The following is a 20,542-nucleotide window of genomic DNA, read 5'->3' on the forward strand; positions in this document are numbered from 1 at the left end:
CGGGGGGGGGGGACAAAAACCCCCACCGCCCCCCCCAGCGCCAGCGGCCTGCGGCCGTCCCCCTCCGGCCCTCCGGGCCACCTCCCCCAAGGGGGGAGGATCGATCGCGCCCAGAAACCTCCCCCTCTGGGGGAGGCGGCGCTTCGCGCCGGTGGGGGGGCGGTTTCAGCTTCCGAAACGCTCGACGCCCTCCCCCCTCCGATCGCTTCGCGATCGCCTCCCCCAGAGGGGGAGGTTCCTTCCGTCGACCTCGTCCTCGGCTCCGGCGGCGCCCAGCCCGTCGTCGAGGTCCTGGTCTCCGGCGGCCGCGTGCCGTGGGCCGGCCACACCGCCCAGCACGCCATGGCCGAGGTCTATGCGATCATCGCCGCCAGCCGCACGGCGCTCGTTTTCGTCAACACGCGTTTCCAAGCAGAATTTGCGTTCCAGGAGCTGTGGAAGCTCAACGACGAAGGCCTGCCGATCGCCCTGCACCACGGCAGCCTGTCGGCCGAGCAGCGGCGCAAGGTCGAGGCGGCCATGGCGCGCGGCGAGCTGCGGGCCGTGGTCTGCACCTCGACCCTGGACATGGGCATCGACTGGGGCGACGTGGATCTGGTCATCCAGTTGGCCGCGCCCAAGGGGGCCTCGCGGATGGTCCAGCGGATCGGCCGCGCCAACCACCGCCTCGACGAGCCCAGCCGCGCCCTGTTCGTGCCCGCCAGCCGCTTCGAGATGCTGGAGTGCCGCGCCGCCGCCGACGCCATCCTGGAAAACCATCTCGACGGCGAACCGGCCCGGGTCGGCGCTCTCGACGTCCTGGCCCAGCACGTCATGGGCTGCGCCTGCTCCGAGCCCTTCAAGCTGCTCGACCTCTATGACGAGGTTCGCACCGCCGGCCCCTATGCCGACATGTCGTGGGAGGACTTCGAGACCGTGGTCGATTTCGTCTCAACCGGCGGCTACGCGCTCAAGACCTACGATCGCTTCCGCCGGATCGTGGAAGACGTCGACGGCTTCTGGAAGGCCCGCAACGCCCAGGTCGTCCAGCGCCACCGGATGAACGTCGGCGCCATCGTCTCGCCGGCGGTGGTCAATGTCCGCATCGGCGGCGGCCGCAGACCGATGGGCGGCAGGAAGATCGGCGAGGCCGAGGAAGGCTATTTCGAGCAGCTGACCCCGGGCGACACCTTCGTGTTCGCCGGCCAGGTCTGGCGCTTCAACAGCCTGGTGGGCGCTGACGCCTTCGTCACGCCCGCGCCGGACAAGGACCCGAAGATGCCCAGTTGGGGCGGGTCGAAGTTCCCGCTCTCGACCTATCTGGCCGGCCGCGTGCGTAAGATGATGCACGACGAGGCCGAGTGGCTGGCCCTGCCCCCCGACGTGCAGGAGTGGATGGCCTATCAGAAGCTCCGCTCGCTGATCCCCGACGAGGACGAGATGCTGCTGGAGACCTTCCCACGCGGGAAGCGGTTCCACATGGTCATGTACCCCTTCGAGGGGCGGCTGGCGCACACCACCCTGGCCATGCTGCTGACCCGCCGACTGGACCGCCTGGGCGTCGGGCCGCTGGGCTTTGTCTGCAACGACTACGCCCTCAACATCTGGTCGCTGCGGCCGATGGACGAGCTGGATCTCTCCGACCTCTTCGACCAGGACATGCTGGGCGACGACCTGGAGGACTGGCTCAACGAAAGCTTCCTGATGAAGCGCGCCTTCAAGGCCTGCGCCCTGGTCGGCGGGCTGATCGAGCGACGCTATCCCGGCGAGGAGAAGTCGGGCCGGCAGGTCACCTTCTCGACCGACCTGATCTACGACGTGCTGCGCAAGCACCAGCCCGACCACCTCTTGCTACGCTGCGCCCGTATGGATGCGGCGACCGGTCAGCTGGACGTGGCGCGGCTGGGGGATCTACTGGCTCGCATCAAGGGCCGCATCCGCCATGCGGCGCTGGACAAGGTTTCGCCCTTCGCCGTGCCGATCATGCTGGAGATCGGCCGCGAGCGCGCGCCCGGCGACGCGGCCAGCGACATGATCCTGGCCGAGGCGGAGGAAGACCTGATCGCGGAGGCCCTTTCTTGAGGTGTTCGGCTTGACGAGGTTCCAGCTCAGCGACTGCGGCGGCCTGACGGTCATGGTGTCCGAGCGGCTGGTGCTGCTGCGCGGCTCCGGCGCCCTGTGGCTGGAGGCCGAGCGCGCCCTGGTGGTCGCCGACCTGCACTTCGAGAAGGGCTCGTCCTACGCCGCCCGCTTCGGCCAGATGCTGCCGCCCTACGACACCCGCGAGACCCTGACCCGCCTGGAGGCCGAGGTGGCGGCCCTGACGCCGGCGACCTTGATCTTCCTCGGCGACAGCTTTCACGACGGCGCGGCCGAGGATCGCCTGGCCGCCGACGACGCCGAGCGCCTGCGCGCCCTCGCCGTCGGCCGCGACCTGATCTGGGCGGTGGGCAACCACGACGCCGACGGCCCCCGCGCCCTGCCCGGCCAGGTGATCGACGAGCTTTCCATCGGCGGCCTGATCCTGCGCCACGAGCCCGAGCCCGGCGTCCAGCCCGGCGAGGTGGCCGGCCACCTGCACCCGGCCGCCCGCGTCTCCAGCGGTCGCGGCAGCGTGCGCAAGCGCTGCTTCGTCACCGACGGCCAGCGCCTGATCCTGCCGGCCTTCGGGGCCTATACCGGGGGCCTCAACATCCTCGACCAGGCCTTTTCCAACCTGTTCGCCGCCCCGCCCCTGGCCGGCGCCCTGGGCGGCAAGCGGGTGCACGCGGTGGGGCCGCGCTCGCTGCGGCCGGATTAGGTCGCGTTCAAGATCGCCTCGCGCTTGAAGCATCACCCATAACCGCCTCCCTCGCCCTTGTGGCGAGGGCCCATGCCGGCGACCGCTCAAACACAGGCCGTCCTGTAAAGGTTTGAGCAGCGGAACCATGGATCCTGGGCACAAGGCCCAGGAAGGCGATCTCTGGAGATTCGCCCTACCCCTTCGCCAGCCGCCGCCGATTGGCGCGCACCTTGGTCCGGTAGTCCCGGATCACCGCCCGCGTCGCCGCGTCCGGGGCCTGGGGCAGGCCGCCGGTCCAGAACTTCAGCCCCACGTCGGCCGCCGCCGCCATCTTCTCGGTGGTCATGCGGATCGCCTCGCTCTGCGCCCGCGCCCCGCCGCCGGCCAGGACCATGGTCCTAAGGCCGATGACGGCCGAAGCCTCCATCCCCAGCGCCCAGGCGTCGAACATCGTCGAAGGCCAGTCGTCTTTACGGCGCGCCATGAAAGGCTCCTTTTGCTGAAAGGGGATCGCGTGGGACCGACGGTTGTTCCCCGACAGGCGACATAGCGCGCGACATCACGCCGCTGGACGGAACATATGGAGAACGATACGGTAAGCGATGGCCGTTCTCGATATCCGCCGCAAGCTCTCCATCCTCGCCGACGCCGCCAAGTACGACGCCTCCTGCGCCTCATCGGGCGGCGAGAAGCGCGACTCCGTCGGCGGCAAGGGCGTCGGCTCCACCGAAGGCATGGGCATCTGCCACGCCTACGCCCCGGACGGGCGCTGCATCAGCCTGCTGAAGATCCTGCTGACCAACTTCTGCATCTACGACTGCGCCTACTGCATCAACCGGGTGTCGTCGAACACGCCCCGGGCGCGGTTTTCCGTGCAGGAGGTCGTCGACCTCACCCTCAACTTCTACAAGCGCAACTATATCGAGGGCCTCTTCCTGTCGTCGGGCGTCATCCGCAACGGCGACTACACGATGGAGGAGATGGTCCGCATCGCCAAAGCCTTGCGGCTGGACCACGACTTCCGCGGCTACATCCACCTGAAACTCATCCCCGAGGCCTCGCCGGAGCTGGCGGCCGAAGCCGGGCTCTATGCCGACCGGGTGTCGATCAACATCGAACTGCCCCAGGACGAGAGCCTGAAGTCCCTGGCCCCCGAGAAGGACGTCGGCGACATCAAGCGGGCCATGGGCCGCATGCGCCTGGCCATCGACGAGCGCGCCGAGCCGGCCCGCACGGCGCCCCGCAAGACCTTCGCCCGCAGCCAGTCGACCCAGCTGATCGTCGGCGCCGACCAGGCGAGCGACGGCGACATCCTGGCCCGCAGCGCCTCGCTCTACGGCGCCTATCGCCTCAGCCGCGTCTACTATTCGGCCTTCAGCCCGATCCCGGATTCCAGCCACCGCCTGCCGTCTAGCCGCCCGCCCCTGCTGCGCGAGCATCGCCTCTACCAGGCCGACTGGCTGATGCGGTTCTACGGCTTCGAGCAGCCGGAGATCATCAGCGCCGGCGAGGATTTGGACCTGTCGGTCGATCCCAAGACCGGCTGGGCGCTGCGGAACCGCGACAGATTCCCCGTCGACGTCAACGCCGCCGACCGCGAGACCCTGCTGCGCGTGCCGGGCCTGGGCGCCAAGGCCGTCGACCGCATCCTGCTGGCCCGTCGCCAGGCGCGGCTGACCCTCGACGACCTCAAGCGCGTCGGCGCCGTGGTCAAGCGCGCCAAGGCCTTCGTCGTCGCCGAGGGCTGGACGCCGGGCATGGCCACCGACGGTGAGCACCTGAAGGCCCGCCTGGTCGAACCGGCGCAGCTGAGCCTCTTCTGATGCGCGTGGTGCGGCTGGCCTCCGAGATCGACTTCGACGGCTGGCGGGTCGCGGCGCGCGACCTGCGGGCCGAGGGCGTTTCGCCCGAAGCCGTGATCTGGACGGTGGAGCGCGACCTCTTCTCCCCTCCCCCTTCCGGGGAGGGGGCAGGGGGTGGGGGTGTCGGCGCGGAGATGGCCGATCGATCCTCTAGAGACGCCGAGCTCACACCCCCACCCCAACCCCTCCCCGCAAGGGGGAGGGGCTTTACGGTGCCGCCCGCCTTCGTCGAGTTGGCCAAGTCCGTCGTCCTGCACCGCTCCGGCGAGCGCTTCGCCCTGCTCTATCGGCTGCTGTGGCGGCTGGAGCGCGAACCCCGCCTGATCGACAACCCCGCCGATCCCGATGTCGCGAAAGCCCGCGACATGGAAAAGGCGGTGTCGCGGGCGATCCACAAGATGCACGCCTTCGTCCGCTTCCGCCTGGTCGAGACCGAGCCGGAGGCCTACGCCGCCTGGTTCGAGCCGGCCCACCGCGTCACCGAGGCCGCCGCCCCGTTCTTCGCCCGCCGCTTCACCACCATGACCTGGACCATACTGACGCCCGACGCCTGCGTGGCCTGGGACGGGCAGACGCTGAAGGTCTCCGACGGCGCCGATCCGGCCGACGCGCCGGCCGAAGACGCCCAGGAAGAGCTCTGGCGCACCTACTACGCCTCGATCTTCAACCCGGCGCGGCTGAACGAGAAGATGATGCGCCAGGAGATGCCCAAGCGCTATTGGCGCAACCTCCCAGAGGCGCGGCTCATTCCGCAGCTGATCGAAACCGCCCAGGCGCGCGCCGCCGCCATGGTCGCCGCCACGCCCTCCCCCGCTCCCGACCGCGTGCTGAAGGCCGCCCTGCGCCAGGCTCGCGACGGATCCTACAACGGCGACGTCCCCGCCAGCCTCGAGGCCGTGGCGGCCGGCGTGCAGCTGTGCCGCCGCTGCGACCTGTGGCGCGACGTCACCCAGGGCGTCCCCGGCCAAGGCGCGGCCCACGCCCGGCTGATGTTCGTCGGCGAGCAGCCCGGCGACCAGGAGGACCTGGCCGGCCGCCCCTTCGTCGGCCCCGCCGGCCAGGTGTTCGACGAGGCGCTCGCACAGGCCGGCGTGCCGCGCGATCGGACCTACGTCACCAACGCAGTCAAACACTTCAAGCACGAGCCGCGCGGCAAGCGGCGCATCCACAAGACCCCGGACCGGGGCGAGGTGCAGGCCTGCCGCTGGTGGCTCGACGCCGAGCGACGACTGGTCCGCCCCCGGGTGATCGTCGCCCTCGGCGCAACGGCGGCGCACGCGGTGATGGGCAAGATCACGCCCATCGGCGCCAATCGCGGCGAGGCGCTGCAACTGCCCGATCAAACCCGGGCGGTGCTGACCTACCACCCGTCCTTCCTGCTGCGCCTGCCGGACGCCGCCGCCCGCGAGCGTGCACGAACCGAATTCGTCGAGGATTTGCGCCTTGCGGGCGAGCTTGCCGGACTGCTCGACTGAAGGAGGCGCGAGCGCTCGCCTGACGGACAGGCCGCGCAAAAAATCTGCTGAATCTTTTGGCGTCCGCGCACCGGGCGCAAGTCCTTGCCCCACCTCGCAATGTTACCCGCGGAAACACGGCGCATAAGCCCTCTCCGCCGTCGGGGCGCGTGTTCGCCTCTTGCCACGACGGCTTCGCCGGGGTTGGTTCCCGGCCGGGGAACGAGGGCGATGACACCAGAAGACGAACAGCGCCGAGCCTGGTTCCGCAGGGAAATCCTGCCCCTGGAACCGCGGCTTCTGGCCTATGCGCGCAAGTTTTGCCGCAACGGCGAGGCCGATCCGGAAGATCTGGTCCACGACGCCTTCGCCCGGGTGATCGCCTGCAAGACCTGGCGCGAGATCACCAATCCCGCCGCCTTCGCCTCGCGCACCATCCGCAACATCGCCTTCGACGGCCTGCGTCGCCGCAAGGTGCTGACCATCACCGCCGTGGCCGATTTCGAGCAGATCGGCGGCATGGACGAGACACCCGGACCCGAGGCCTCGCTGGTCTCGCGCGACGAACTTCGCCAGCTGCGCGAGGCGATCGCCGAGCTGCCGACACAATGCCGGCGTGTATTCACCCTCAGGAAAGTCTATAGCCTGTCGCCGGGCGAGATAGCGGTTCGCATGGGCCTGTCCGTCTCGACTGTCGAGAAGCACCTGATCAAGGGGCTTCGCTACTGTTCCGAAAAGCTGGGCCGCTCGGGCGCGACCCAGCCAGTGCGTATCGACGAAGGGCGTTCATGGGTCGGGAAGCGGGATCGCGACGCGAAGCAGTGAGAGCAGCCGCCGCCCAGTGGGTGGTGCGGCTGTCCGATCCTGCCTGCGCGCCTGACGAACGGGCCGCCTTCGAGGCCTGGCGCGCCGAAAGCTTCGAAAACGAGGCCGCCTTCGAGCGCGAGCACGCCGCCTGGGAGCGCGCCGATCGTCTGCGTGTGTTCAAGCCTGTCTCCGCCAAGCCGGACGCCGACCTGTTCGCGCCGGAAGAAGCCCGTCGCGCCTTCGACCGCCGCTCGCCCTGGACGATGATGGCCGCGGCCGCCGCGATCGCCGGCGTCCTTGGGGCCGGCATGCTCAGCGCCACTGCCTCGACCGCCTACGCCACCGACATCGGCGAGCGCCGCGTCGTGGTGCTGGCCGACAACAGCCGCATCGAGCTCAACACCGACAGCAAGGTCGTCGTGCGTTACCGCAACGGCGTGCGCGAGGTGAAGCTGGTCAAGGGCGAGGCCCTGTTCGAAGCCGCCCCCGACGCCCGTCCCTTCGTGGTCAAGGCCCGCGACGCCCGCATCGAGACCGGCGGCGGCGAGCTTTCCGTCCGCCTGGGGGCCGAGAACGCCGCCGTCACCGTCCGCCGCGGCGCCGCCGACATCGAGCCCGACGGCAAGGGGCCGGCCAAGGAAGTGCGGATCGCCGCCGGCACGGCCATGGTCTACGGCCCGCACGGCGGTCACGCCCAGCCGCTGTCGGACGCCGAGATCGACCGGGCGCTCGCCTGGCGCCAGGGCGCCATCGCGCTGAACGGCCAGTCGCTGAGCCAGGCCGTGGCCGAGTTCAACCGCTACAACCGCCAGAAGGTCCGCATCGCCGACCCGTCGATCGCCGACCTGCGCCTGGCCGGCTACTTCCAGAGCACCGAACCCCAGGCCTTCGTCACCGCCGTCACCAGCGCCTTCCCGGTCCGGGCCAGCGAAGGCGACGACGGCGTGATCCGCCTGGCGCGGAAGGGGTAGCTCGAGACCCTCCCGTCCCTCAAAGCACCTCTCCCATAGGGAGAGGGAGGGGCCCACGCGAAGCGTGGGAGGGTGAGGGGTTACACCGCCCACGGTCCCACCCCGATCCTCTCCCCGTAAAATCCCCGCGAAAGCGGGGAGCCAGGCTTTTAGCCGTCCCGAACTCGCCCCAAATCCCGCCTCCCTCGCCCCTGTGGCGAGGGCCCATGCCGGCGACCGCTCAGACCTTGAGCCATCCTTGATCGGCCTGAGCGGCTGAACGATGGATCCTGGGCACAAGGCCCAGGAAGGCGGCGTTTGGGGTTGGGGAGGTTACAGGGAGGGAGAGCCTGCCTCTCCTCCGTAAAATCCCCGCGAAAGCGGGGACCCAGGTGTTTTATCGTCGAGCGCCGGGGGTTTCAGAAAAAGCCTGGGTCCCCGCTTTCGCGGGGATTTTACGGAGGGAGGTCTGCTGACGGGGATAGGCGAAGCTGGATCCCCGCCGGCCTCGGATCAAACCCCAACCAATCCAACCCCTTACAACTTTCTCACCGTCCTGGATCAGACGCGCTCAAACCACCCGCATAATAACCCCGTCTCGCCGCACCGAAGGGGCGCGCGGCCAGCGACCATGCGGCGGCGGGATGCGATCGAGCGGGACTGGGGCGGATTGGGAAGATCCGTCGCGTCCGGGGACCTGGCGCTGGCCAGGCCCGCCCGCCGTCGGCTTGGGCGAGGACTACAGAGCACCCCTCTCCTCGTCGCCGTCCAAACGGGAAACCTGGCGGATGGTCCTGGTAAGGCGTTAAGAGCGCCGCCGCCCGGGAAGCCGGCAGCCCAACGACCGCGCGGAGCGCACGGGCTTCGTCGAAACGGTAACAACACAAAGCACCTCCGGGCGTCGCCCGGGCGCTCCGCTCTCCTTCATCAGCTCAGCGGATCACCGCGTGAGGACGAGGTCGCGCGCCCTCAACGTTGCCCATCCGCCACACCCGTCACACCTCCGCCACAAATTTTACGCGCCGACTGGAGGTTTCCGTAACGCCCCCCGTCGAAGCCGGTAAGAACGTCGCGTCGAGGGGGCGCGGCGGACAAAGGGGACTCGAGATCTTGTCCATGCGTACCGATCAACGCCGCCGGACCGTCCGCGGCCTGCTGCTGGCCTCGGCCGCCGTCCTGACCATCGCCGGTCAGGCCGCCGCCCAGGGCTCGCGCCACACCTTCAACATCCCGCCGCAGGACGCCGTCTCGGCCCTGCAGACCTACGCCAAGCAGACCGGCAAGCAGGTCCTGTTCCCGTACGAGGCCGCCGCCGGCCGCAAGACCCCGGCCGTGACCGGCGAACTGCCGGACGCCGAGGCCCTGAAGCGCCTGGCCGAGGCCGCCGGCCTGGTCGTCGCCTCGGACGACGGCAAGACCATCACGCTGCGCGCCGCCCCGGCCGCCCGCCCCCAGTCGGAAGCCGCCGCGACTGAAGCGGCTCCCGAAGAAGTCGCCGAAGTCGAAGCCATCGTCGTCGTCGGCAGCCAGATCGAAGGCGCCAAGACCACCGAAGCCCTGCCGGTGACCGTGGTCGGCGAGGCCGAGATCGTCGCCACCGGCGCCGTTTCGGGCGACGAGCTGTTCCGTTCGATCCCGCAGGCCGGCGACGTCCAGTTCCAGGAAGCCCGCACCACCGGCAACCTCAACGACGCCCGCGGCGACGTCTCGTCGATCAACCTGCGCAACCTGGGCACCGGCAACACGCTGATGCTGCTGAACGGTCGCCGCCTGGTGCTGCACCCCGGCACCCAGACCGAGAACTTCGTTCCGGTGCAGACCGCCAACACCAACGCCCTGCCCGTCTCGGGCGTGAAGCGCGTCGAAGTGCTGCGCGACGGCGCGGCGGCCATCTACGGCACCGACGCCGTGGCCGGCGTGGTCAACACCGTGCTCGACACCAAGTTCCGCGGCCTGAAGATCGAAAGCCAGGTCGGCGGCTCGGAAGGCACCGGCTATCGCGAAGGCTCGTTCAACGTGAAGGCCGGCACGCGCCTGGAAGACGGCACGCGCCTGACCTTCTTCGGCAACTACACCGCTCACAGCCGGATGATGGCCACCGAGCGCGACTACGCCGCCAGCGAAGATCACCGCAGCCAGATCGAGGACGAGCTGTTCGCCGGCTCGACCAGCTTCGACAACCGCTCGACCTCCAGCCCCTGGGGTTCGTTCACGGTGATCCCGTCCTCGACGGTGGTCCGCCAGAACGGCACGGCCCTGACCTCGTCGGGCGTGTTCCACATCGAGCCGGTGTCCAACACCGCCGCCGGCTGCAGCAGCGCCACGCTCAGCGGCGACATCTGCATCAAGTCGGGCACGATCACCGGCACGACCGACCGCGTGCTGCGCTACGACGAAAACACCCAGCGCACCCTCAAGGGCGGGCTGGAGCGCACCAACCTGTTCTCGACCGCCGAGAAGGATCTGGACAACGGCCTGACCCTGTTCGGCGAAGCCGGCTTCTACCACGCCCTGTTCACCGGCCAGCGCGAGCAGTCGGCCCCGCTGTCGTCGGCCCCGATCAGCATCGCGGCCAACGCCTACTGGAACCCCTTCGGCCCGACCACGCTCAGCGACGGCTCGGCCAACCCCAACCGGCTCTCGGGCCTGACGGGCGTGCCGACCACGGGCCTGGCGATGAACATCACCACCTACCGTCCGGTCGACGCGGGTCCGCGCACCTACACCGTCACCGACAACAACTTCCGCCTGCTGGGCGGCGTGAAGGGCAAGTGGAACGGCTGGAAGTGGGAATCGGCGCTGCTGTATTCCGAGGCCAACACCAAGGACGCCACCCACAACGCCATCAGCAACACCCTCTTCCAGGCGGCCGTGAACCGCACGGACTCCACCGCCTACAACCCGTTCAACGGCGGTTCGCTGACCAACTATTCGGGTGAGGATGGCACGCCCAACAGCAAGGCGACGATCAACTCGTTCCTGATCGACGTCTACCGCATCAGCAAGACCTCTCTGGCCCTGGCCGACTTCAAGGTCAACAAGGCCGACCTGTTCAGCCTGCCCGGCGGCGACGTCGGCGTGGCCCTGGGCGCCGAATGGCGTCGCGAGACCTTCAGCGACGACCGCGACGACCGCATGGACGGCACGATCACCTACACCAACTCGGTGACGGGCGTGACCTACGGCAGCGACGTCATGGGCGCCTCGGCGGCTCCGGACGTCTCGGCCCACCGCCAGATCTCGTCGATCTTCGGCGAACTGGCCGTGCCGATCATCTCGTCGGACATGAACATCCCGTTCGTCGAGGAAGTGACCCTGCAGCTCGCCGCCCGCGACGAGTACTATTCCGACTTCGGCAACGTGCTGAAGCCCAAGGGCGCCCTGCTGTGGAAGGTCGGCCAAGGCCTGTCGTTCCGCACCTCGGTGTCGCAGAGCTTCCGCGCGCCGAACCTGCCGCAGTTCTACAGCGAAGGCGCGACCGTCTCGAACAGCCGCACCGACTACGCCGCCTGCCGGATCAACGCCGTCACCTGCTCCAGCGCCAGCACGCTGGAAGTGCGCATCGGCAACAAGGACCTGAAGCCGGAAGAAGCCGACAACGCCTCGATCGGCTTCGTCTACCAGCCGCGCTTCATCCCGCTCGAGTTCGGCAAGGTCACCCTGACCACCGACTTCTGGTCGATCCGCGAAAAGAACGTCATCGGCATCCTGGGCGGCTACAACCAGATCGCCTACGACTACCTGCTGCGTCTGCAAGGCAGCTCGAACCCCAACGTGGTGCGTGAGGCCGCGACCGGCACGAACACCGTCGGCACGATCTCCTACATCAACGACACCTACATGAACCTGCAGCCGCGGGTCCTGCAGGGGGTCGACTTCAGCCTCGACTACGACCTGGACGACACCCCCTGGGGCGACTTCGGCGTCACCGTCAACGTGGCCAAGCTGACCAAGTACGACCAGGCCGCCAGCCCGATCGAACAGATCCTGATGAAGGCCGTCGCCGACGGCACCCTGTCGGGCCTGACGATCTCCAGCGCCGGCAGCCAGATCCGCCTGGACGGCAATCCGGAGTTCCGCGGCAGCGTCAGCATGACCTGGCGCAAGAACGGCTGGGGCGCCGGCGCCTTCGTCAACTACGTCGGTTCGGTCTACGACACCGGCGTGACCCAGGTGAACGGCCGCTACTACGAGGTCGACGACTGGACCACGGTCAGCCTCTACGGCCAGTACGCCTTCAAGAGCGGCGGCCGCATGGACGGCACGACCTTCCGCGTCGGCGTGCGCAACATCGCCGACAAGGATCCGCCGCTGAACTCGTCGAACTTCGGCTACTACGGCTCGCTGGCCAACTCGACCGGCCGCTACTGGTACCTGAACGCCAGCAAGAAGTTCTGATCCTCCACCCAAGGGTGATCACGCAGGGCCCGCCCGTCGCCAGACGAGCGGGCCTTTCCGTATTCGGACCATGGCGGTCGGGATTTGCGTGACCCGAAAGTTGTTTTAGGAAATAGTTCCGGCAACGGCGACGTGAGCTTTCGACGCCGTACGAGTCGGGGCCTTTTCGAAAATCATGTCGCGCGTGGGCTCGTCCTCGATCGCTTTGCGCTATGCCTTGGCGGGCGCCGCCGCCGCGGCCGCCTTCTTCGTGCGCCTGGCGCTGAACAGCTGGTTCCCGCCCGGCTTTCCGTACCTGACCTTCTTCCCGGCCATCGTGCTGACCGCCTATTTCGCTGGCCGCGGCCCCGCGATCCTGTGCGCGACCCTCTCGGGCCTGGCGGCCTGGTACTTCTTCATCCCGCCGTACAACAGCTTCCGGTTCGACTTCGCGACCATGGTGGCGATCGCGTTCTACGTCTTCGTCACGGCGGTCGACATCTTCTTCATCGACGGCATGCGCCAGACGATGCGCAAGCTGGCGGTCGAGCGCGAAAGCCTGGCCGACCTGGCCCGCAGCCGCGACCTGCTCTATCGCGAGATGCACCATCGGGTGAGCAACAACATCCAGGTGGTCGGCGCCCTGCTGCGCCTGCAATCGTCGGGCATGAAGGACGAGGACGCCCGCCACGCCCTGACCGAGGCCGGCGGCCGCATCGAGACCATCGCCAAGATCCAGCGCCAGCTGCACGACCAGACCGGCGAGCCGACGCCCTTCCGGTCCTTCGCCGAGGCCCTGCTGGACGACGCAGGGCAAGCGGCCGGCGCCCGCCACGGCGTGCGGGTCGAGGGCGGCGAGACGGCCCTGCATCCCGAACAGGCCACGCCCGTCACCCTGGTCATGCTGGAGTGCTTCAACAACGCCCTGGAGCACGCCTTCGCGTCCGGTTCGGACGGCCGCATCGTCGTGGCTCTGGAGCAGGACGGCGCCGACCATGTGCTGACCATCCGCGACAACGGCGCCGGCCCGCCGGACGGCTTCGAGCCGGCCAAGTCGCAGAGCCTGGGCCTGCGCATCGTCCACGCCATGGCCCGCCAACTGGGCGGCGCCTTCACCATGGCCCGCGTCGACGGCTGGACCGTCTGCCGCCTGACCTATACGCCTACGCCCGCCTAGAGCGGAGTTCAGCCTCATGCCCCGTCCCGGTCCGCGCAACCTGATCACCGACGTCGCGGGTCTCGCGGTTGGCCACGCCCAGGACGAGGCCGTGCGCTCCGGCGTCACCGCCCTGCTCTGCCCCGAAGCCTGGACGGCCGGCGTCGACGTGCGCGGCGGCGGGCCCGGCACGCGCGAGATCGACGTGCTGAGGCCGGAGAACAATTTCAGCAAGGCCCACGCCATCTGCCTGTCGGGCGGCTCCGTCTTCGGCCTGGGCGCGGCCGACGGCGTGGTCGCGGCCCTGTCGGCGGCCGGGCGCGGCATCCGCCTGGCCCCGACCTCGCCGGCCATCCCGATCGTGCCGGCGGCCGTGCTGCACGACCTGGGCAACGGCGGCGACAAGGACTGGGGCCTGGACCCGCCCTACCGCTGGCTCGGCATCGAGGCCGCCGCCGCGGCGAGTGAGGACTTCGCCCTGGGCTCGGTCGGCGCCGGCGTCGGGGCGATGGCGGGCCTCTCCAAGGGCGGCATCGGCAGCGCCTCGCTCGACCTGGGAGACGGCCTGGTGGTCGGCGCCCTGGCGGCCGTCAATCCGGTCGGCTCGGTGCGGATGGCCGACGGCGAAACCTTCTGGGCCTGGCCCTGGGAGATCGACGGCGAGTTCGGCGGCGTCCGCCTCGCGCCCGACGCGCCGACGCAGGTCGAGCCGATCCCGGACGATTCCAAGCTGGCGGCGCTGGGACGGCTGACGCAGGGCGCCAACACCACCCTGGCTGTGGTCGCGGTGACCGCCGACCTGACGACCGCCGAATGCACCCGGCTGGCCATGATGGCGCAGGACGGGCTGGCGCGGGCCATCCGCCCCGTCCACACGCCCTTCGACGGCGACGTGGTCTTCGCCCTGGCCTCGGGCGCTCAGACCCTGGGAGACGGTCCCGGGCGCGCCGTGGCGCTGGCCCGCCTGGGCTCGGCGGCGGCCGACACCCTGGCGCGGGCCATCGCCCGCGGCGTCTTCGAAGCTCAGTCCTCGACGGGCGGCGCGGCGGCGTCAGGCGGCGCGTCGGCGCCGTAGAGCTGCACGGCGGCGGCTTCCAGGCGGCCCATCAGGCGCTTCAAGGTCGCCACTTCGCCGGGAGCCAGGCCCGCCAGCAGCGCCGCCTCGTAGGCCAGGGCCAGCGGCCGGATCTCGGCGAACAGGCGACGGCCGGCGGCGGTCAGTTCCAGCGTATGCGAGCGGCGGTCGGTGCGATTGGTGATGCGGGCCACCAGACGGCGCTCGACCAGATCCTGGGCGGCGCGGCTGACGCGGACCTTGTCCATGGCGGTGCGCGCCACGGCCTGGTGCTGGGTCAGCGGCCCCTCGATCAGGGTCGACATCAGCCGCCACTGCGGGATCGACAGGCCGAAGCGGTCTTCGTAGGCGCGGGCGATCAGGCGGCTGACGGCGCTGGAGGCCGTGGCCAGGCGGTACGGCACATAGTCCGAGAGCGACAACTGCTCACTGGCGGCGTCCGGCGAACCCGGCGTCAGGGATGAGACCGTCGCGGCCATGCCTATTCCTTTCCTCCTGCTTCGGCCCGCGGCCCGCGAAGACGGAGCCGTCTCTACGCCGAATCACGCTCTGGCGACACACCGCGAGCGCCGACCGATCTGGCGCCGCGATGGAAACGCTCTCAATCGTCCGCCCTCGACTGTGGCGGAAACCGGGTATTTCGCCCTTGCCGTGAGCATACGCACCTAATCGCGCCCAACCAAGCGGCGCCGTTCAGTGGCCGTGACCGCCCCCATGGCCGCCCCCATGGCTATCGTCATGTCCGTGGGCGGACTTCGGGGCCGGCTCGGTCTGGGTCAGCTGCTTCTGGCAGCGTTCGAGCAGGCGCAGATTGTCGGGGCTGTTCCAGACGTCGGCGAACTCGACCACCACCAGCCGCAGGCGGCGCATGTGCTCGTTCCACTCCAGCGGCGGCTCGGGCTTGTCCTCGTCGTGCTCGTGGTCATCGTGATCCTTGCCGTGGGCGTCGGCCCCGCAGGTGCAGCGGTGCGGCGCGACGGCCTGGGCCGGGCTGGCGGCGGCGTTGATGATCACGGTCTGCTTGCTGCTGATCTTCACCTGCGGCGTCGCCAGGGCCAGGCCGCCGATGGTGACCGGCGCGCAGCAGACCACGCACTGGCAGGGCGCGGGCGCCCTGCAGGCCGTCGTCGGCTCATGCGGCTTGGCGTGCGGATCGTGGCCGCCCTTGGCCTCGTCATGGCCCGCCTGAGCGCCGCAGGTGCAGACCTTGGGCTTGGGCTTCGGCTTGTGCTCGGCCTTGACCTCGGGCTTGGGAAACTCGCCGACGCAGGCCTTGCTCAGCGCCTTCAGGGCCTTGCCGCTGGCCCCGAACTCGATCAGCGCCCCGACCCGGGCGTCGACCTCGGCGACCAGCTCCTCGGCGCGGCGCAGCAGCTCGCCCGTCGGCGCGCTGGTGGCGGCCACGCAGCGGGCCAGGATCGCCTTGTGAATGGTCTTGGGCACGTCGCGCCAGCGCTCGTCCCGGCCCTTGCGACCCGTGAAGCGCCCCGCGCAATAGGCCAGGGCGGCGACCGCGAGCGCGATCAGGACGATGCCGGCCAGCAGGGTCGGATCGAAGATCGGGACCGGCGTCTCGACCGGAAACTCGGATTGATACACCCCACCCCTCCCGCAAGCGCCATTCGACGAGCACCGTTATGGTTAACGCATGCGCGCGACGCTTGCACGGCGAAGGTTGGGTTCAGCGGCGGGAAATCACGCCTCGGGCCCGGGCGCCCTGGTCATAGCGGCTCTCGCCGCCATAGACGGCGACCTCGCACAAGATGTCGCCGCCTTCCTGGGCGGCCCAGAGGTAGTTCCGCTCGACCTCGACGTGGCGGCCGGCCGGCGAAATGCCCTCGAAGGTGTCTCCCCAGGGAATCACCTTCGAGAGCTCGCGCCAACTCAGGGTCATGCCGCGCGACAGCTCGTCGTCGGCCATGGCCTGGAGATCGGGATCGCTCACCAGCGTCCTACTCGGACGGGGCTTCGAGGTCGCGGAAGTACGGCACGACCTCGCCTTGCAGCTTGATGGTCATGGCGTTGCCCTTGCGGTCGACGGTCTTGCCGGCGGTCACCCGCACCCAGCCTTCGCTGACGCAGTATTCGTCGACATTGTTCTTCTCGACGCCCTTGAAGCGCACGCCCACGCCCCGCTCCATGGCGGCGGCGTCGTAGAAGGGGCTGTCGGGATTGGCGGACAGGCGGTCGGGAGGCGTATCGCTCATCGGGTCGGCTTTCGAAGTCTGGAGGCGAGCGGGCTCGCCGAAGCGGGCGTGATAGCGAGGAAAGGCGGGAAAACCAAGCGGTTGGGGCGAAGGCCTCAGCGCGAGGCCGGCGCCCGGCCGGTCGGCGGCCCCTTGGAGGAGCCGGCCGGAACCTTGGACGGCGTGTTCGCCGCCTGGCGCACCGGCGGGCGCTCCAGGGCGTGATAGACCCACTTGCGGGTCTCGGCGTCCAGGCCGGGACCCACGCCGCCCAGGCGCTGGATCATGCCGATAAAGAAAAGGTCGTTGGCCGGGTCGATCCAGAACCAGGTGCCGGCGCTGCCGCCCCAGCTGATCGTGCCGGGCCCGACCGGCGCGCCCGAGGCGGCCGGATCGACCGCCACCGCCACGTCGATGCCGTAGCCCATGCCCAGCGCGAATGGGAACGTCTTCTGCTGGCCGGGCTTGAGCACGCCGGACGTGCCGTCGGTCGTGACCTGGAAGCTGGGCGGCAGATGGTTCAGCCGCATCATCGCCACCGTCTCGGGCTCGAGGATGCGCACGCCCTCCAGGTCGCCGCCGTTGAGGATCATCTGGGCGAAACGGGCGAAGTCCTGGGCGGTGGATAGCAGGCCCCCTCCCCCCGACGGCGCCAGGGGCGGCCGGGAGACGTCGCGCCAGCCGCCCTCGACGGCGGGCGTCAGCTTGCCGGTGAGGGGGTCGGCGTCATAGATCGCCGCCAGCCGCGAAAGCTTGTCCGGCGGCGTCCAGAAGGCGGTGTCCTTCATCTTCAGCGGCTTGAAGATCCGCTGGCGCATGAACTCCGGCAGGGCCTGGCCCGACAGGCGCTCGATGATCAGGCCCTGGATGTCGGCCGCGACGCTGTAGCGCCACAACTTGCCGGGCTCCGAATACATCGGCAGGCTCGAGATCTTCTGCACCATCGAGAACAGCGAGTCCGACTGCAGCACGCCCGCCCGGTAATAGGCCTGGTCGGCCAGGCTGCCCGGATCGTCGGCGATGCCGTAGGCGAAGCCGGCCGTGTGGGTCATCAGTTCGCGCATGGTCGGCGGACGGCTGAGCGGCGACAGGACCGGCCGGCCGCTGGCGTCGACGCCGTTGGCGACGCGCAGGTTCTCGAACTCGGGAATGAACTTGGTGACCGGGTCGTCCAGCTTCCAGCGGCCCTCGTCGTAGAGGATCAGCATGGCCACGCCGGTGACCGGCTTGGTCTCCGAGCGGATGCGGAAGATGGCGTCGGCCGGCATCGGCTGGACGTCCTCCAGCGCGCGCTTGCCGAAGGTCTGCTCGCTGACGATCTTGCCGTGGCGGGCCAGCAGGGTGACGCCGCCGGCGATCTGCCCCTGGTCGACCAGGCGCTGCATGGTCTCGTCGACGCGCTTGAGCTTCTCCGACGAGAAGCCCGCGGCCTCGGGCTTGGCGCGCGGCAAGCCGCCCGCCACCCCGGGATGGGCGGCGGCCAGACCCAGGAACCCGGCCAGGGCTCCGACGGACTTGCGCCACAAGCTCATAAGTCGACTTATCTCACAGGTGGTTGGCGAGAGCATGGCGCCTACCTACGCGCGCTACGCCCTCGCCCATATCACATCACTCAAGCCTACTTGGGCTTGAACCGCTTCGACGTCGGGAAGCCCTTGGGCGCCAGCTTGCCGGCGCCGGCCCGGCGGCCGACGAAGGTCTGCCAGTCGGCCCAGTCACGGCGGCGCAGGGCCGAGTCGATCCAGAAGCCGCCCGTCTCGGCGTTGAACGACAGGCCGTCGCGCAAGCCGCCCTCGCGGTAGGCCTGCAGCTTGACGCCCTTGCCGCGCGGCATCTCCGGCAGCTCTTCCAGCGGGAAGATCAGGATCTTGCCGTTGTCGCCGATCACGGCGAACTGGTCGCCCACGGCTTCCAGGCAGAAGGCCGCGCCCGAGGCGTCGACCGTCAGCACCTGCTTGCCCGCCTTGCGGTTGGCCAGGGCCTCCTCCTCCGGCAGCAGGAAGCCGTAGCCCTGCTTGGAGGCCAGGATGCGTTTGCGGCCGGCCTTGAACGGGAAGACGTCGATGATCTTCACCTTGTCGTCCAGCTCGATCATCATCCGCACAGGCTCGCCATGACCCCGCGCCGACGGCAGGTTGGCGCAGCCCAGCGTGAAGAACCGACCGTCCGAGGTGAACAGCAGGAGCTTGTCGGTGGTCTCGGCCGGCACCAGGAAGCCGAGCTTGTCGCCTTCCTTGAACTTCAGCTCCGACGGATCCTCGATCTTGCCCTTGGCGGCGCGGATCCAGCCGCGCTCGGACAGGATGATGGTGATCGGCTCGCGGACGATCATCGCCTCGATGGCGGCGTCGGCGTCGACCACCGGGGCCACGTCGAACACCGAGCGGCCGGTCACGCCGGTGGGGCGCGGCTTGTCCAGCGGGTGCTTGATCTTCAGCAGGGTGGCGCGCACCTGGCGCAGGCCCGTGCCGACCAGGTCCCACTGCTTCTTGTCGCTGGCCAGCATGGCCAGGATGCCGTCGCGCTCTTCCACCAGTTCGGCGTGCTCGCGGCGGATCTCCATCTCTTCCAGCTTGGCCAGTTGGCGCAGGCGGGTGTTGAGGATGGCGTCGGCCTGGATGTCCGAGAGCCCGAAGGTCTCGATCAGCTTTTCCTTCGGCTTTTCCTCGTAGCGGACGATGCGGATCACCTCGTCGAGATTGAGGTAAGCGATCAGCAGGCCATCGAGGATGTGCAGACGGGCTTCGATCTTAGCCAGGCGGTGACGAGCCCGGCGGGTCAGCACCTCGCGGCGGTGAGCCAGGAAGGCCATCAGGGCCTGCTTGATGCCCATGACGCCCGGCGTGCCGCGCGCGTCCAGCACGTTGATGTTGACCGAGAACCGGCTCTCCAGCGCCGAGAGCTTGAACAGACTCTCCATCAGCACTTCGGGCTCGACGTTCTTGGACTTCGGCTCGAGCACCAGGCGGATGTCCTCGGCGCTCTCGTCGCGGACGTCGCCCAGGAGGGCGGCCTTCTTGCTCTCGATCAGGTCGGCCAGTTGCTCGACCAGATCCGACTTCTTCACCTGATACGGGATCTCGGTGACGACGATCTGGTAGGTGCCGCGGCCGGTCTCTTCCTTTTCCCACTTGGCGCGGGTGCGAACGCCGCCGCGACCGGTCTCGTAGGTTTCCAGCAAGGACGCGGCCGGCTCGACGATGACGCCGCCGGTCGGGAAGTCGGGGCCCGGCACGCGCTCGAGGATGTCGGCGGTCGTGGCTTCGGGGTTGCTCAGCAGCAGCAGGCAGGCGTCGATCAGCTCGGCCGGGTTATGCGGCGGGATCGAGGTGGCCATGCCGACGGCGATGCCGGCCGAGCCGTTGGCCAGCAGGTTCGGGAAGCCCGACGGCAGGACCACCGGCTCCTCGTCCTGGCCGTCATAGGTGGGCCGGAAGTCGACCGCGTCCTCGTCGATGCCGTCAAGCAGCAGCGTCGCCGCCGCCGTCATCTTGCATTCGGTGTAACGCATGGCCGCGGCGTTATCGCCGTCGATGTTGCCGAAGTTGCCCTGCCCCTCGACCAGCGGGATGCGCTGGGAGAAGTCCTGGGCCAGGCGCACCAGGGCGTCGTAGATCGACTGGTCGCCGTGCGGGTGGAAGTTACCCATCACCTCGCCGACCACCTTGGCGCACTTGCGCGCGGCGGACTCCGGGTTCAGGCGCATGTTGCTCATGGCGTAGAGCACGCGCCGGTGCACCGGCTTCATGCCGTCGCGCACGTCGGGCAGAGCCCGCGAGCCGATGGTCGACAGCGCATAGGCCAAGTAGCGCTTGGACAGCGCCTCGGTCAGCGGCTCTTCGAGAATGCGGTCGCCGTCGCCGGGACCGCCGGGGGGAGGAGTGACGGGCTTGTTCATCAATCAGATTCGTTTC

The 20,542-nt window shown here is 69.3% G+C and carries 16 protein-coding genes; 9 read left to right on the forward strand and 7 right to left on the reverse strand.

The annotated features are described in order from the left end of the window. Together AC2YHT_RS03425 and pdeM are read left to right on the forward strand one after the other, a co-directional pair. Positions 1-2,061: helicase-related protein (locus tag AC2YHT_RS03425; RefSeq protein WP_487288184.1), on the forward strand; the 2,061-nt coding region annotated here is incomplete at its 5' end. A 10-nt stretch (positions 2,062-2,071) separates the two neighbouring features. Then, a complete protein-coding gene (gene pdeM, locus AC2YHT_RS03430; RefSeq protein WP_487288185.1) occupies positions 2,072-2,779 on the forward strand; it encodes a ligase-associated DNA damage response endonuclease PdeM in 708 nt (235 codons plus the stop codon). Positions 2,780-2,954: 175 nt separating this feature from the next. On the opposite strand, the gene AC2YHT_RS03435 is transcribed toward pdeM, so the two are convergent. Then, positions 2,955-3,245 (reverse strand): hypothetical protein, encoded by a 291-nt coding sequence (locus AC2YHT_RS03435; RefSeq protein WP_487288186.1) that lies wholly within the window; start codon positions 3,243-3,245, stop codon positions 2,955-2,957. A 118-nt stretch (positions 3,246-3,363) separates the two neighbouring features. Between AC2YHT_RS03435 and AC2YHT_RS03440 the strand changes: the two genes are divergently transcribed. The 7 genes from AC2YHT_RS03440 (at position 3,364) to AC2YHT_RS03470 (ending at position 14,442) form a co-directional block, all read left to right on the forward strand. After that, positions 3,364-4,584 carry a putative DNA modification/repair radical SAM protein gene (locus tag AC2YHT_RS03440; protein ID WP_487288187.1) on the forward strand — a complete coding sequence of 407 codons (1,221 nt, stop codon included), beginning with the start codon at positions 3,364-3,366 and terminating at the stop codon, positions 4,582-4,584. Then, positions 4,584-6,098 (forward strand): UdgX family uracil-DNA binding protein, encoded by a 1,515-nt coding sequence (locus AC2YHT_RS03445; RefSeq protein WP_487288188.1) that lies wholly within the window; start codon positions 4,584-4,586, stop codon positions 6,096-6,098. Before AC2YHT_RS03440 ends, AC2YHT_RS03445 begins: the two co-directional genes overlap by 1 nt. Positions 6,099-6,308: 210 nt before the next feature. Then, positions 6,309-6,902: an RNA polymerase sigma factor gene (locus AC2YHT_RS03450; RefSeq protein ID WP_487288189.1), complete on the forward strand. Its 594-nt coding sequence runs from the start codon at positions 6,309-6,311 to the stop codon at positions 6,900-6,902. Further along, positions 6,899-7,855 carry a FecR family protein gene (locus AC2YHT_RS03455; RefSeq protein ID WP_487288190.1) on the forward strand — a complete coding sequence of 319 codons (957 nt, stop codon included), beginning with the start codon at positions 6,899-6,901 and terminating at the stop codon, positions 7,853-7,855. The genes AC2YHT_RS03450 and AC2YHT_RS03455 overlap by 4 nt, the downstream gene beginning before the upstream one ends. Positions 7,856-8,950: 1,095 nt before the next feature. Continuing rightward, positions 8,951-12,232: a TonB-dependent receptor gene (locus AC2YHT_RS03460; RefSeq protein WP_487288191.1), complete on the forward strand. Its 3,282-nt coding sequence runs from the start codon at positions 8,951-8,953 to the stop codon at positions 12,230-12,232. Between the two features lie 175 nt (positions 12,233-12,407). Continuing rightward, entirely contained in the window at positions 12,408-13,388 is a 981-nt protein-coding gene (locus tag AC2YHT_RS03465) for a sensor histidine kinase (protein WP_487288192.1), read from the forward strand. Between the two features lie 16 nt (positions 13,389-13,404). Next, entirely contained in the window at positions 13,405-14,442 is a 1,038-nt protein-coding gene (locus AC2YHT_RS03470) for a P1 family peptidase (protein ID WP_487288193.1), read from the forward strand. Here AC2YHT_RS03470 and AC2YHT_RS03475 read toward each other — a convergent pair. The 6 genes from AC2YHT_RS03475 to parC form a co-directional block, all read right to left on the reverse strand. After that, on the reverse strand, positions 14,391-14,921 hold the full coding sequence (locus AC2YHT_RS03475; RefSeq protein WP_487288194.1) for a MarR family winged helix-turn-helix transcriptional regulator: 531 nt from the start codon (positions 14,919-14,921) through the stop codon (positions 14,391-14,393). The two genes, AC2YHT_RS03470 and AC2YHT_RS03475, sit on opposite strands and share 52 nt — an antisense overlap. A gap of 214 nt (positions 14,922-15,135) precedes the next feature. Further along, positions 15,136-16,041: a hypothetical protein gene (locus tag AC2YHT_RS03480; RefSeq protein WP_487288195.1), complete on the reverse strand. Its 906-nt coding sequence runs from the start codon at positions 16,039-16,041 to the stop codon at positions 15,136-15,138. 82 nt (positions 16,042-16,123) lie between these two features. Further along, a complete protein-coding gene (locus AC2YHT_RS03485; protein WP_487288429.1) occupies positions 16,124-16,363 on the reverse strand; it encodes a hypothetical protein in 240 nt (79 codons plus the stop codon). Positions 16,364-16,394: 31 nt separating this feature from the next. Further along, positions 16,395-16,649, reverse strand: coding sequence for a DUF3297 family protein (locus AC2YHT_RS03490; RefSeq protein ID WP_110121943.1), 255 nt, complete (start codon positions 16,647-16,649; stop codon positions 16,395-16,397). 95 nt (positions 16,650-16,744) lie between these two features. Further along, positions 16,745-18,160, reverse strand: a complete 1,416-nt coding sequence (locus AC2YHT_RS03495; protein WP_487288196.1) for a serine hydrolase domain-containing protein — start codon at positions 18,158-18,160, stop codon at positions 16,745-16,747. Positions 18,161-18,246: 86 nt separating this feature from the next. Then, positions 18,247-20,526, reverse strand: coding sequence for a DNA topoisomerase IV subunit A (gene parC / locus AC2YHT_RS03500; RefSeq protein ID WP_487288197.1), 2,280 nt, complete (start codon positions 20,524-20,526; stop codon positions 18,247-18,249). Positions 20,527-20,542: the final 16 nt, after the last annotated feature.

The sequence above is a fragment of the Caulobacter sp. SRI_008 genome, assembly GCF_057586355.1.